Genomic DNA, 12,488 nt, shown 5'->3' on the forward strand with positions numbered 1-12,488 from the left:
AGGATGGTTCAGGCAGCGGTCTGCTGTGGCGCGAACCGCGCCTTGATCTCGCAGGCGACCTGCGCAACATTTTCGTCGAGCACGAAGTGTCCGCTATCGAGCCAGACCAGCTTTGCGTCCGGCAGATCGTTCAGATAAGCGCGCGCGCCCGGCGGGATGAAGAACGGGTCGTGCTTGCCCCAGACGATCAAGGTCTTCGGCAGGTAGCGGCGGAAAGCGGCCTGCCAGTCGGGATAGAGCGCGATGTTGCTCTTGTAGTTCTCGAGCAGATCGACCTGGTAATCCTGCGTGCCCGGACGATCGAGCAGCGCCTGGTCGAGGATCCAGTTGTCGGGGTTAACGGCTTCGGGATTCTTCGCGCCGACGAGCCAATGAAACTTGGTGCCCTCGATACTGACGAAGTCCCGCGCGGGCTTCTCAGTCTCGGCGTTCCGGTTCTCCCACAGCGGCAGCAGCACTTTCTTGGGCGCTTCGCCGACGCCTTCCATGTAGGCGTTGGCGTTCTGGATGATGAAGCCCTTCACCTGCTCGGGCCGCTGCGTGAACAGGCGGAAGCCGATGGGGCCACCATAGTCCTGCATGTAGAGGATATAGGAGGTGAGCCCGAGCGCATCGACGAGGCCGGCGACATGTGCGGCGAGGTTGTCGAAGGTGTAGGTGAACTCGTTCCGGGATGGCGCGTCGGAATGGCCAAAGCCGATGTAGTCGGGCGCGATGAGATGGAAGCGGTCGGCGAGCGCCGGCATCAGGTCGCGAAACATCTGGCTGGAGGTCGGCAGGCCGTGCAGCAGCAGGATGGTCGGGGAGGCTGGGTCTCCGGCTTCGCGGTAAAACACCTTGCGGCCGTTCACTGTGACGGTGCGGTGGAGCGTCGGGTGGGGCATGTGGCTTCCCTTTCTGGCTGTTCCGACCGCCCTGCGGCGTGCGGTGACCTCCTTTTGGGGCTTCCCGGGATTGCCGGGCAGCCGCTAAGATCGGGAGGAGCCCTCTCGTTTTATGGAAGGCCCTATGGACCGCCTGGACGCTATGTCGGTGCTGCTTGCAGCCGTAGAGAGCGGAAGCCTGTCCAAGGCCAGCCGCGAGTTGCGGCTGCCGCTGGCCACCGTCAGCCGCAAGGTCGCTGAGCTCGAAGCGCATCTGAAGGCCACGTTGCTGATCCGCTCGGCCAAGGGGCTGGAGCTGACGCCGGCCGGACGCTCCTACGTCACCTCGGCGAAATCGATCCTGGAGCAGCTGTCCGAGGCCGAGCGCGCCGCGTCCGGCGAATACAGCGAGCCTAAGGGCGACCTGGTCGTCACCGCGCCGATCATGTTTGGCCGGATGCATGTGCTGCCGGTGGTGACGCGCTTTCTGGAAGCCTTTTCCGAAGTATCGGTCGGTCTTGTCCTCACCGACCGCGTCGCGCATTTCCTTGAAGATCAGGTCGATGTCGCCTTGCGTCTGGGTATGCTGCCGGACAGCAATCTGATCGCAGCGCGCGTCGGCGAAGTCCGGCATGTGATATGTGCGAGCCCGGACTATCTCGCCGCCAATGGAATTCCTGCGACGCTTGATGACCTCGACAAGCATCGCCTCGTCTCGTTCCAGAGCGTATCGGCGCTGAGCACGTGGACCTTCGAACACGATGGTGCCGAAAGAACCATCTCGTTCCGCTCGCGCCTCAGCGTCAACACGATCGACGCGGCGATCGATGCCGCGCTCGCAGGCGCCGGCCTCGTGCGCGCGGTGTCGTATCAGATCGCCGATCACGTGCGCGCGGGGCGTCTCGCCGTCGTGCTCGAGTCATTCGAGCCGCAGCTTCGCCCGGTGCATCTCGTCTACGACACCCAAAGCCGCCTGCCGTTGAAGCTGCGCGCCTTCGTCGATTTCGTTGTTCCGCGCTTGCGCGAGCGGCTCGTGCAGGCGAGGCTTTAATCAGCCGGGGTGAAGCGGAGCGTGCCGGCCTGGCGGGTCGGCTTGCCGGTGTCGTTGGTATGGTTGACACCATCCATGACGGGCACATCGGGGAAATCGAACGGGCTGACCCCGTCGAGGCACGCGACGTTGACGGCGTAGAGCGTCGTGTCGGAGCGGCGCTGGTGATGGGTGTAGATTCCGCACGTCGAGCAGAAGAAGTGCTGCGCCGTTCCGGTATGGAAGCGGTAGCTGGTCAGCGCATCCTCGCCCTGCAGGAACTTGATCCCGCCCATCTTCGCCATGACCATGACGGCGCCGCGCATCCGGCAGTAGGAACAGGTGCAGCGGCGGATCGAATTGAAGCCGTCGCTGAGCGTCACCTCGAAACGCACGGCACCACAATGGCACTGGCCAGTCCGAACGTTCGTATCGTCCACCAAATTGCCTCGCGCTTCCGTTCAGTTCGCGTCTCGCTTTGGTGAACGCGCGGAAGCACGAAGTCAACCGTCACGATGCAGCCGCGAGAAGCGGAAATTGCAATGGCTCGCACCGCCCGCCAGCGTCTGCGTCCGTTCCAGACGGATGCCGCGCGTTGCATAGGCGTCGAAATCGAGCCCGCAGATGTTGGGCAGGATCTCCTTGTCGCCATGGCGGCCCGCGAATTTGCAGAAGCCGCAGGCCCGGTAGTTGATGCCGAATTCAAAACCGTCGTTCGGGCCCGGCTCGACGAAATCGTAGACGAAGTCCTCGGGAAATTCGGCCTGGTGGCTTGCCGTGACGCTCTTCGCCGCCTGCTCGCGCAGAAAGGCCTGGTTTTCAGGCGACATGAATTGATCTCCCGCGGCGAGACGTTCCGTCTCAGGCATGGTGAGCAATTGCGCCTTGTGGGTTTCCCGCTCGATGTCGCGGATCACCGGCAGCGGCACGCCATGTCGCTGCAGCACGCGGCTGGTTGCCATGAAGCCGGTGAGGCGGATGAAGACTTCACTCATGCGGCTCGCGGTGCCGCCGACATAGGGCATCTGGGTGAGCACGACGGCGAGTTCGTCCATCACCTCCTGCTTGATCGTGTCGATATCGGTGAGCTGCGCGCGCTCGCGCAGCATCGTCTCGGCAAGATCGAGACGTTGGCGCATCGCGGCCTCCATGGCGTCGCGATGCTGCGCGTAGAAGGGATGGATCGTCTTATTCATTGGACCCTCGCATCGTGGGTTTGGAAAGGCTGTCATTCCGCGGCGATCGCCTCGATCTCCAGCAGCCATTTGCTGTCGACCGTCTCGGCGACGATGACCGTCAGCGCGGGCTGATGGTCCCCGAGCATCGCGCGGCGAATGATACGGTTGGTCACGAGTTGAGCCCGGTCGGTCAGGAAGGTGTTGACCTTGACCAGATGCTCGACGCCAAGACCGGCGGCGGCGAGCACCTCCTTGACGTTGCGCCAGGCCTGCTCGCACTGCGCCTCAAAACCTTCGGGCACGGTACCGTCGAGTCTCTCGGGCACCTGGCCGCTGATGAACAGCAGCCGGCGATGCTGCTTCAGTTCAAGTCCCATGCAGTAGCCGCCGGCGGGCGGGTGGACCGTTGCAGGATTGTGGCTGACGATGTGGGCTGGGGCCATGGGGTTTCTCCGGATTGCGGCTGGACCGTATCCGGCGACATCACCGCGGCGCAAAGCATCATTCCTGCGGTTCAGCGCAAGAAAATCTATTGCAAGACCGGCTGCCAACAGTGTCAAACTCCGCCGCGATGACCTACGCCCTTCCGCCACTCAATGCGCTCCGCGCCTTCGAAGCCGCCGCGCGCCATCTCAGCTTCAAGCTGGCCGCGCACGAGCTGCACGTCACGCCCGCAGCCGTTGGGCAGCAGGTGAAAGCGCTGGAGGCCCGCCTCGGCGTGCAGCTGTTCGAACGGCTGCACAAGCAGCTCATCCTGACTGCGGCAGGCCAGGCCTATCTGCCCGGGGTGTCCGAAGGGTTTCGTCACATTGCGGAGGCGACCTCGCAATTGAAACCGTCAGGTGCGGTGCTGCTGCAATTGGGCGTGCATGCCAGCTTCGATTTGCGCCGCCTCGATCTGGCGGCGTTTCGCGAGACACATGCCGAGATCGGCTTGCGCGTGCTGCAGCCCGCCGGCCTGCACGAGCTGATCGAAGGCAAGGTCGACCTCTTGATCGCACGTAGCCTCGGCCATCATCCCGGCTATCGCTGCGACCGCGTCAATGAGGGAGCAGGTCTCGGCGATTGGCTGATCGCGCCCGAGGGTACGGCGGATTGCCCCGAGATCGTCAGCTTTCGCGCATGGCTGCGCGCTGTGGCGGATGAGAAGGCGGGCGCAAACCGCCGTCCGCGGCTGGTCGGCGGCATCGGGTAAGGAGCCTCGGTCACAAACGCTTGACCGGGCTCAAGGCATGCTTTCTGTGTGGGAGTATGCTACTCAGGCCGCGCTACGTTCCAAAAGGGGTCGTCATCATCGATGCGGTTCGTCCGTACCATCCTGGCATTCGCCATCGCCATATCCCTGGCGATGCTGCCGGTTGGCGTGTCCGCGGCGAGTCCCGCGATGCCCTCGCATGACATGCAGATGTCGATGCACATGGATGGCGACGCCGATATGTCGATGGACGATTGCTGTCCCGACATGAAGGGGACGGGCTCCCACTCCGTTGGCTACAAATGCGGGATGGGTTTCTGCTGCGTCGGCGGGATCATCGCGCTCGCCGACATCCGTCCGGTCGCTTTCGAATTTCTCGCCGTTGCCGCCGGCAAGATGACCCTCCCCGAGGATCAGGTCGTCTCTCATCGCGGCGGTAGTCCTCCCTTCCGGCCTCCTCGAATCTGATCTCCCAAAGCCAAAAGACGCACGCGGCACAGCTGCGCGCGACGATGACTGACGTGCGCGCACCAGGCGCCACGGCGGAAGATCAATTCATGAGGACTGGACAATGCCTTTCAAATTCAAGACCGCGGCTCTTGCCGCCACCCTTTCGCTTGCCACGTCGGCTGCCATCGCGGGCGCCGGCGACTACGCCTTCGAGCCGGTCAAGCCGGAGATGAAGAAGGGCGAGAACGTCATGCTCGCCGTTCGCCTGACCAACAAGCAGACCGGCAAGCCGGTGTCGGACGCGGTGATCTTCAAGACCCGCGTCGACATGGCGCCGGACGGCATGGCCGAGATGGAGTCGGCCGTTGCGCCGCTGCCATCCAGGGAGCCTGGCGTGTACGCCTTCAAGACCGACCTGCCGATGGCAGGCCGCTACCAGATGACGCTGTCGGCGAAGGTCCAGGGCGAACCGGAGACGGTCACCGGCAAGGTGATCGTCACCGCGACCAAGTGAGCGTTCGGGCGCCGCGAAGGCGGCGCCCGAAGTCCCATCTCCCTTCATCTGGACGCGCGCCTCGGGTGCGCGGGTAAACGACATGAAAACGCTGCGTCTTCTGACGATGCTTGTGCTTGGCGGCGCGCTGTTTCTCGACGCCGGGATCGCACCCGCCTGGGCTGCTGACCCAACGCCGCTCTACTATCGTGATCCCGGTGGCGCACCGCTGTGGTCCGCGGGGCCCAGGAAGGACGATCGCGGGCGCGACTATGTGCCCGTCTATGATGATGCGGCAGTCCCGGCCGGACCGAAGCCTCAGCAGCCGGCGGCCTCACGAAAAATCCTCTACTACCGCAATCCCATGGGCCTGCCCGACACGTCGTCCATGCCGAAGAAGGATGCGATGGGGATGGACTACATCCCCGTCTACGAAGGCGAGGATACCGACGACGGCACGGTCAGGCTTTCGCCGGGCAAGATCCAGCGCACGGGCGTGAAGTCCGAGGCTGTCGAGCGACGTGCAATCCGCGTCGCGGTGAAGGCGCCCGGTACGATCCAGCTGGATGAGCGCCGCGTCTCGGTCATTGCGATGCGCGCCGAAAGCTTTGTCCAGAAGGTCGCCGACGTGACCACGGGCACCCGCGTGAAAGCCGGCCAGCCGCTGATGGACATCTACAGCTCGGCCGTTGCGTCCGCTGCGGCGGAATATCTGGCGACGATCACCTCCAAAGTGGTTGGCGGCGTCGAGATGTACGGCCGCGGTTCGCGCCAGCGCCTGGTCAATCTCGATGTGCCGGAGCCCGTGATCGCGGAGATGGAGAAGACGCGCGTCGCGCCCGTGACCATAAACTGGTCGGCGCCGCGCGACGGGATTGTCCTGGAGCGCAACGCGATCGAAGGCATGCGAGCCAATCCCGGCGATGTGCTGTTCCGGATCGCGGACACTTCGGTCGTTTGGGCGCTGGTCGACGTCGCCGAACGCGATCTCGGCAATATCGCGGTTGGGCAGTCCGTGGTCGTTCGTGCGCGCAGCTTTCCCGGCCGAAGCTTCACCGGGAAGATCGCCGTGATCTATCCGCAGGTGAATCGCGACACCCGCACCGTCCGTGTCCGGATCGAGCTCGCCAATCCCGATGCGATGCTGCTGCCGGACATGTATGTCGATGCCGACATCGACACGGCCGACGCCACGCCCGTCCTGGCGGTGCCCGACAGTTCAGTGCTCGACACCGGCAGCCGGCAGGCCGTTCTCGTCGACAGAGGGGAAGGGCGCTTCGAACCGCGGGAGGTCAAGCTTGGCCGTCGCGGCGGCGGCTACATCGAGGTGCGGGAAGGACTTGGCGCCGGCGAGGCGGTGGTCATTTCAGCCAACTTCCTGATCGACGCGGAAAGCAATCTGAAGGCGGCGCTGAAGGGCTTTGCCGAAGCGGCGCCGAGCGCCACCGAGGCCGGCGCGATGGGAGATCGCAAATGATCGCCCGGATCATCGCCTGGTCGGCGCGCAATCTGCTGCTGGTCCTGTTCGGCACCGGCTTTGCCGCCGCGGCCGGCCTTTATGCGCTGGTTCACCTGCCGCTGGATGCGATTCCGGATCTCTCGGACACGCAGGTCATCGTCTACACCGAATATCCCGGCCAGGCGCCGCAGGTGATCGAGGATCAGGTCACCTATCCGCTGACGACGGCGATGCTGACGGTGCCGAAATCGAAGGTGGTGCGCGGCTTCTCCTTCTTCGGCGTGTCGTTCGTCTACGTGATCTTCGAGGACGGCACCGACATCTACTGGGCGCGCTCGCGCGTCCTCGAATTCCTGAACGGCGCGTCGTCCAGGCTTCCGGCCGGCGTCACCCCGACCATAGGGCCCGACGCGACCGGCGTCGGCTGGGTCTACCAGTACGCGGTGATGTCCAGGGAATTGAACCTCGCCGACACCCGCACCATTCAGGACTGGAATCTCAAATTCGCGCTGGCCAAGGCCGAAGGCGTCGCCGAGGTCGCGAGCATCGGCGGCTTCGTCAAGCAGTATAACGTGATCCTCGACCCGCAACGGATGCGGGACCGCGGCATCAGCATGCAGAAGATCCGGGATGCAATCCGTGCCAGCAATGCCGATGTCGGCGGCCGCACCGTCGAGCTCTCCGAATTCGAATACGTCATCCGCGGCAGGGGCTACATCAAGAACATCAACGATCTCGGCAACATTGTTCTGAAGACGAGCAACGGCACACCCGTGTTGTTGCGGGATGTCGCGAATGTCGAACTTGGTCCCGACGAACGGCGGGGCATCGCCGAACTGAACGGCGAGGGCGAGGTCGCCAGCGGCATCGTGCTCCAGCGGTTCGGCGTCAACGCCCTCGACGTGATCGAGAACGTCAAGAAGCGCTTCAGGGAGATTGCGACCAGCCTGCCGAAATCGGTCGAGATCGTCCCGGTCTACGACCGGTCCAACCTGATCTACGCGGCCATCGATACGCTCAAGCATACTTTGTTCGAAGAAAGCATCGTCGTCGCATTCGTGTGCATCGTGTTCCTGCTGCATGTCCGCAGCGCGCTCGTTGCGATCCTGATGTTGCCGGTGGGCGTGCTGATGGCCTTCGGCGCCATGAAGCTGCTGGGGTTGGGATCGAACATCATGAGCCTCGGTGGCATTGCGATTGCGATCGGCGCCATGGTGGACGCCGCCATCGTCATGATCGAGAACGCGCACAAGCACCTGGAGCGTGCCAGGCCGGATCAATCGCGCGTCCAGATCCTGATCGATGCCGCATCCGAGGTCGGGCCTGCGCTGTTCTTCAGCCTGCTGATCATCACGGTGTCGTTCATGCCGATCTTCACGCTGGAATCGCAGGAAGGGAGGCTCTTCAGCCCGCTGGCATTCACCAAAACCTTCTCGATGGCTGCGGCGGCCCTCCTGTCGGTGACGCTCGTACCGGCGTTGATGGTGATCTTCGTCCGCGGACGGATTGTTCCGGAGAGCAAAAACGTCATCAACCGCTTCCTGATCTGGGTCTACCGTCCCGTGATCAGGGGCGTGCTGGGCGCCAAGACGCTGGTGATCCTTGCGTCTGTCGCCGTTCTTGCCGTCACGATATGGCCTGCGCGCCAGCTCGGCACCGAATTCATGCCGAGCCTGAACGAGGGCACACTGCTCTACATGCCAACAACACTGCCCGGCATTTCGGTCACCAAGGCGACCGAACTGATGCAGACGCAGGACCGCATCATCAAGTCGTTCCCGGAGGTCGCCTCGGTCTATGGCAAGGCGGGACGAGCCGCCACCGCGACGGACCCGGCGCCGACCGAGATGTTCGAAACGATTGTCAATCTGAAGCCGAAGGAGCAGTGGCGCGCCGGCGTCACCGTCGACAGCCTCATCGCCGAGATGGACAAGGCGCTGCAGTTTCCAGGCGTCTCGAACGCCTGGACCATGCCGATCAAGGCGCGCATCGACATGCTCTCCACCGGTATCCGCACCCCGGTCGGGGTCAAGGTCATCGGCACGGACCTCGTCGAGATCGACCGGCTGGCAAAGCAGGTGGAACGCGTCATCAAGGCGGTCCCCGGCACGTCGTCGGCCTACGCCGAGCGCGGCATCGGGGGCTATTATCTCGAGATCGTGCCGGATCGTGAGGCGCTTGCCCGCTACGGCATCCTGATCCAGGACGTTCAGGACACCATCGCGGCCGCGCTCGGCGGCCAGACGGTCACGACGACCGTGGAGGGGCGGCAGCGCTTCACGGTGAACATGCGCTACCCGCGCGACCTCAGGGACAATCCCAAGGCGATCGCCAGCGACATCCTGGTGCCGATGCCGTCGGGCGGTGCCGTGCCGCTCGGCGAAGTCGCGAAGGTCGAGCCTGCGCGCGGGCCGACGTCGATCCGAACCGAGAATGGCCAGCTTGCAACCTATGTCTACGTCGACATCAGGGATCGCGACATCGGAAGTTATGTTGCCGACGCGCAACGCGCTGTGACGGAAAGCGTCCAGTTTCCGCCCGGCACTTACGTGGTCTGGAGCGGCCAGTACGAATATCTCCAGCGCGCCGCCGCCCGGCTGAAGATCGTGGTGCCGGTGACGCTGACGATCATCTTCCTGCTGCTGTATCTGAACTTCCGTGCCTTGACCGAGACCCTGATCGTGATGCTGTCGCTGCCGTTCGCTCTGGTCGGCGGCATCTGGATGATGTGGTGGCTCGGCTTCAATCTGTCTGTTGCCGTGGCCGTCGGCTTCATCGCACTCGCCGGCGTCGCCGCCGAGACCGGTGTGGTGATGCTGATCTACCTCGATCATGCACTGGACGAGATGAGAGCAAGACGCCTCGCCGAAGGGAGGCGCCTCACGCGGCATGATCTCCACGAGGCCATCATGGTGGGGGCGGTCGAGCGCGTGCGTCCCAAGATGATGACCGTGGTCGCCATCATGGCCGGACTGCTGCCGATCATGTGGAGTACCGGGGCCGGATCGGAGATCATGCAGCGGATTGCAGTGCCGATGATCGGCGGCATGATGTCATCGACGTTGCTGACGCTCATCGTGATTCCCGCGATTTTCGGCTTGGTGAAGGGGCGGGGGCTTCCACCCGTTGAACGATATGCTCTTGACGATGAATCTCCGCTGCGGACCCCGCAAGCCGCTGAATAAGGATCCTCTCATCATGGCAAGCTCCGTGCGGGCATGAAAGAACCCGCATTCGCGGCAAGTATCGAATGTGGAGTGGCTTGATAGTCACTCAGGGAGGGGCTTGCCCGACAGGTTCTGATTTCACATTGACCGTGACCTCCATCCCGGCTTCGTCATCGGGATCGCCCCAATAACTGCCCGAGAGCGGGATGGCTTGAGCCGGGTTTCGGGCGACACCAACCCTGATCAGCTCTCTATTTCCCACGATGCCGTTGGTTGGATCGAATTCGACCCAGCCAGAACCCGGGACGTAGATCGAACACCAGGCATGGGTCGAGCCACCACCAAGCCTGACCGGTCCGTCGCGATCAGGGACGTAGATATACCCGGTCATGAAGCGTGCGGCGAAGCCAAGCGAGCGTGCCGCTTCCATCATCAGCAGTGCGAAGTCGCGGCACGTCCCCTGTTGAAGACCCAGAGTTTCGGCGGGCGTCTGCGTCCCCCGCGCTGTTCGACGACGATATGAGAAGCCCTCGGAAATGGCTTCGTTCAGTGTCATCAGCAGTCGCCCGGTGGGTTGGCTTTGGCCGGGCACAATGAACTTTGATAGCCAATTGTCGACCGTTCGGTCGTCTTGAAAATGGCGACGGATGTACGGCTCCAGATCCGGCAGTTCGCTGCGGTCGTAGGTGAAGGGGTGCTCCCTGGCATACTCTTCGATCCGGAAGTCGGGCGTGTTCTCCGGCGTATGGTCGAGATGAATTGTCGTTTCGAACTCCAGCGCCTCTGCCGAGATGTCGAAGTCGACCAGGGTGAGGCAGTTGCCGAACACGTCGTGGATCCAGCGAACTTCGGCGGGTTCAGGGGTCACTTCGAGGTGACAGGCGAGCAAGCGCTGATCAAAGCTGTCGCGCGGCCGGAACAGCATCTGGTGCTGACCGAGCCTCACGGGCCGGCGGTAGCGATAGGCCGTGGTATGATGGACGGTATAGAGGGGCATGACTTCGCGCTCTGGTCCATGGATATTGCCACGACTGGCTGGCGCTTCCAGACCTAAGTCGATTGTGCATGCCGCACAACTGCCTCTCATTTCAGCAGTTTTGCTTGCGCCTTGTTGGAACAAGTGGAAGGTGAGCGCGCTTTCTGTCACGATCAACGATGACACGGTGGAGACGGCTTTGAGAATCCGGGCAGGCTACGATATCGCGTTCAAATGCCTTCAGGACGTTCCCATGGTGCTCATGTTGACCGTCCATCCGTCCCGGCACAAGGATCTCGTGGCGGGTCATGCCATCCGCGTATCACCGAATGTTCGGACCAGGGATTACACCGACGTTTTCGGCAATGTTTGCACGCGTCTGGTTGCACCCGCAGGTCTGATCGAGCTGCGCACCGAATTCGTGATCGAGGACAGCGGTGTGCCGGACGCAGTCATGCCGCAAGCTGCCCTAGTGCCGTTGAACGAAGTTCCGGACGATGCCTTGATGTATGTGTTGGGCAGCCGCTATTGCGACACGCAAAAGCTGGCAGAACTGGCGTGGTCGAAGTTCGGCCAGATCGACGGCGGCTGGCAGCTTGTGCAGTCCATTTGCGATTACGTTCACGATCGCATTCGGTTCGGGTACCAATTTGCCAGGGGTGATCGCACGGCTTCGGAAGGTCACCACGAACGCGTTGGGGTCTGCCGCGATTTCGCGCATCTGGCGATTGCGCTGTGTCGATGCATGAACATTCCCGCGCGATATTGCACGGGCTATCTGGGTGATATCGGCGTTCCCATCGATCCGGCGCCTATGGATTTCAGCGCCTGGTTCGAGGCCTATATCGGCGGGCAGTGGTACGCCTTCGACGCACGGCACAACCATCCCCGTATCGGCCGAATTGTCATCGCCCGCGGTCGCGACGCCGCCGACGTCGCGATCTCGACGACGTTCGGGCCGACGGAGCTTGCGCGTTTCAAGGTGCTGACGGAAGAAGTGCGTGCTGGTGAAGTGTTACCGCTCCAGCCGTATATCGATGCGAAACAGAACCGCACATCGCGTTCCGTACCGGCCGCGGTTTAGGTCGCTGTCGCTTCCATCGGGGGCGCGGATGCAGCGCGACACACTTCACGTCGCAACGCCGGTTGTCCACACCCACGACCCGCAGTGTCGAATTGCGGATCCGACCCACTAGCCATCGATCATTTGCCAACGTGCATCCGCTTCGCTTTGGTGGCGGCATGGGCACCAAATCACGCGAGGTCATCTGGAGCGGCCGCATCATGGGCGCGGAAATTTCCGCCAAGCATGCCCGCGAGGAAGCGCGCAAGGCCGTGCGTGAGGCCGACCGTGCCGAGGCCGAAGCCTGGTCGGTGCGCATGGAAGGTTACGGTGGTCCTGCGCAGCCGTCGCCGACGATCGGGCAGTGTCTCAACGGCGGCATGGGCTGGCTCGAGGTCGAGTGCGTCAGGTGCAAGTCGCGCGCGAGCCTGCCGCTCGATGCGATCCGTCGTCCCCGCGATACGCCGATCTGGAAGCTGGAGGCGTCGCTGAAGTGCCGGTCCTGCCGCAAGGGACGCTCCGCGCCGCCGGTCCACATGATCAAGCTGACTGAAACGCGGAGCATCACGCCGTACAAATGGGTGCATCCGACGGAGGAGCGTTAGGGCGCCGAG

Annotated in this window: 13 protein-coding genes; 8 read left to right on the forward strand and 5 right to left on the reverse strand. The window is 63.2% G+C overall.

Annotated features, from left to right (window positions below; all coding sequences use genetic code 11):
* Positions 1–8: 8 nt before the first annotated feature.
* The gene (locus NLM32_RS17525; protein ID WP_254130179.1) at positions 9–884 is read right to left on the reverse strand and encodes an alpha/beta fold hydrolase; all 876 of its coding nucleotides are present in this window, start codon (positions 882–884) and stop codon (positions 9–11) included.
* A 124-nt stretch (positions 885–1,008) separates the two neighbouring features.
* Here NLM32_RS17525 and NLM32_RS17530 point away from each other — a divergent pair, with 124 nt between their 5' ends.
* Complete coding sequence (locus NLM32_RS17530; RefSeq protein WP_254130180.1) at positions 1,009–1,914, forward strand: LysR family transcriptional regulator; 906 nt, start codon at positions 1,009–1,011, stop codon at positions 1,912–1,914.
* Here NLM32_RS17530 and NLM32_RS17535 read toward each other — a convergent pair.
* The 3 genes from NLM32_RS17535 to NLM32_RS17545 are packed head-to-tail and all read right to left on the reverse strand — an operon-like array spanning position 1,911 to position 3,514.
* Positions 1,911–2,336, reverse strand: a complete 426-nt coding sequence (locus NLM32_RS17535) for a GFA family protein (RefSeq protein WP_254130181.1) — start codon at positions 2,334–2,336, stop codon at positions 1,911–1,913. The genes NLM32_RS17530 and NLM32_RS17535 overlap by 4 nt on opposite strands.
* A 60-nt stretch (positions 2,337–2,396) precedes the next feature.
* Positions 2,397–3,089: an L-2-amino-thiazoline-4-carboxylic acid hydrolase gene (locus tag NLM32_RS17540; RefSeq protein ID WP_254130182.1), complete on the reverse strand. Its 693-nt coding sequence runs from the start codon at positions 3,087–3,089 to the stop codon at positions 2,397–2,399.
* A gap of 32 nt (positions 3,090–3,121) precedes the next feature.
* A complete protein-coding gene (locus NLM32_RS17545) occupies positions 3,122–3,514 on the reverse strand; it encodes a RidA family protein (protein WP_254130183.1) in 393 nt (130 codons plus the stop codon).
* A gap of 128 nt (positions 3,515–3,642) precedes the next feature.
* Here NLM32_RS17545 and NLM32_RS17550 point away from each other — a divergent pair, with 128 nt between their 5' ends.
* The 5 genes from NLM32_RS17550 (at position 3,643) to NLM32_RS17570 (ending at position 9,853) form a co-directional block, all read left to right on the forward strand.
* Positions 3,643–4,266, forward strand: coding sequence for a LysR family transcriptional regulator (locus NLM32_RS17550; RefSeq protein WP_254135338.1), 624 nt, complete (start codon positions 3,643–3,645; stop codon positions 4,264–4,266).
* Positions 4,267–4,368: 102 nt separating this feature from the next.
* Positions 4,369–4,734, forward strand: coding sequence for a hypothetical protein (locus NLM32_RS17555; RefSeq protein ID WP_254130184.1), 366 nt, complete (start codon positions 4,369–4,371; stop codon positions 4,732–4,734).
* Between the two features lie 103 nt (positions 4,735–4,837).
* A complete protein-coding gene (locus NLM32_RS17560) occupies positions 4,838–5,230 on the forward strand; it encodes a FixH family protein (protein ID WP_254130185.1) in 393 nt (130 codons plus the stop codon).
* 82 nt (positions 5,231–5,312) lie between these two features.
* Entirely contained in the window at positions 5,313–6,686 is a 1,374-nt protein-coding gene (locus tag NLM32_RS17565) for an efflux RND transporter periplasmic adaptor subunit (protein ID WP_254130186.1), read from the forward strand.
* Positions 6,683–9,853 (forward strand): efflux RND transporter permease subunit, encoded by a 3,171-nt coding sequence (locus NLM32_RS17570; RefSeq protein ID WP_254130187.1) that lies wholly within the window; start codon positions 6,683–6,685, stop codon positions 9,851–9,853. The genes NLM32_RS17565 and NLM32_RS17570 overlap by 4 nt, the downstream gene beginning before the upstream one ends.
* A gap of 88 nt (positions 9,854–9,941) precedes the next feature.
* Here the strand turns inward: NLM32_RS17570 and NLM32_RS17575 are convergent, their stop codons facing one another.
* Positions 9,942–10,832, reverse strand: coding sequence for a transglutaminase family protein (locus NLM32_RS17575; protein WP_254130188.1), 891 nt, complete (start codon positions 10,830–10,832; stop codon positions 9,942–9,944).
* Positions 10,833–11,010: 178 nt separating this feature from the next.
* Between NLM32_RS17575 and NLM32_RS17580 the strand changes: the two genes are divergently transcribed.
* Both NLM32_RS17580 and NLM32_RS17585 read left to right on the forward strand, forming a co-directional pair.
* Positions 11,011–11,895, forward strand: a complete 885-nt coding sequence (locus NLM32_RS17580) for a transglutaminase family protein (RefSeq protein ID WP_254135339.1) — start codon at positions 11,011–11,013, stop codon at positions 11,893–11,895.
* A 158-nt stretch (positions 11,896–12,053) separates the two neighbouring features.
* Positions 12,054–12,479 (forward strand): hypothetical protein, encoded by a 426-nt coding sequence (locus tag NLM32_RS17585; protein ID WP_254130189.1) that lies wholly within the window; start codon positions 12,054–12,056, stop codon positions 12,477–12,479.
* Positions 12,480–12,488 lie beyond the last annotated feature (9 nt).

It is taken from the genome of Bradyrhizobium sp. CCGUVB14, assembly GCF_024199935.1.
Taxonomy (GTDB): Bacteria; Pseudomonadota; Alphaproteobacteria; order Rhizobiales; family Xanthobacteraceae; genus Bradyrhizobium.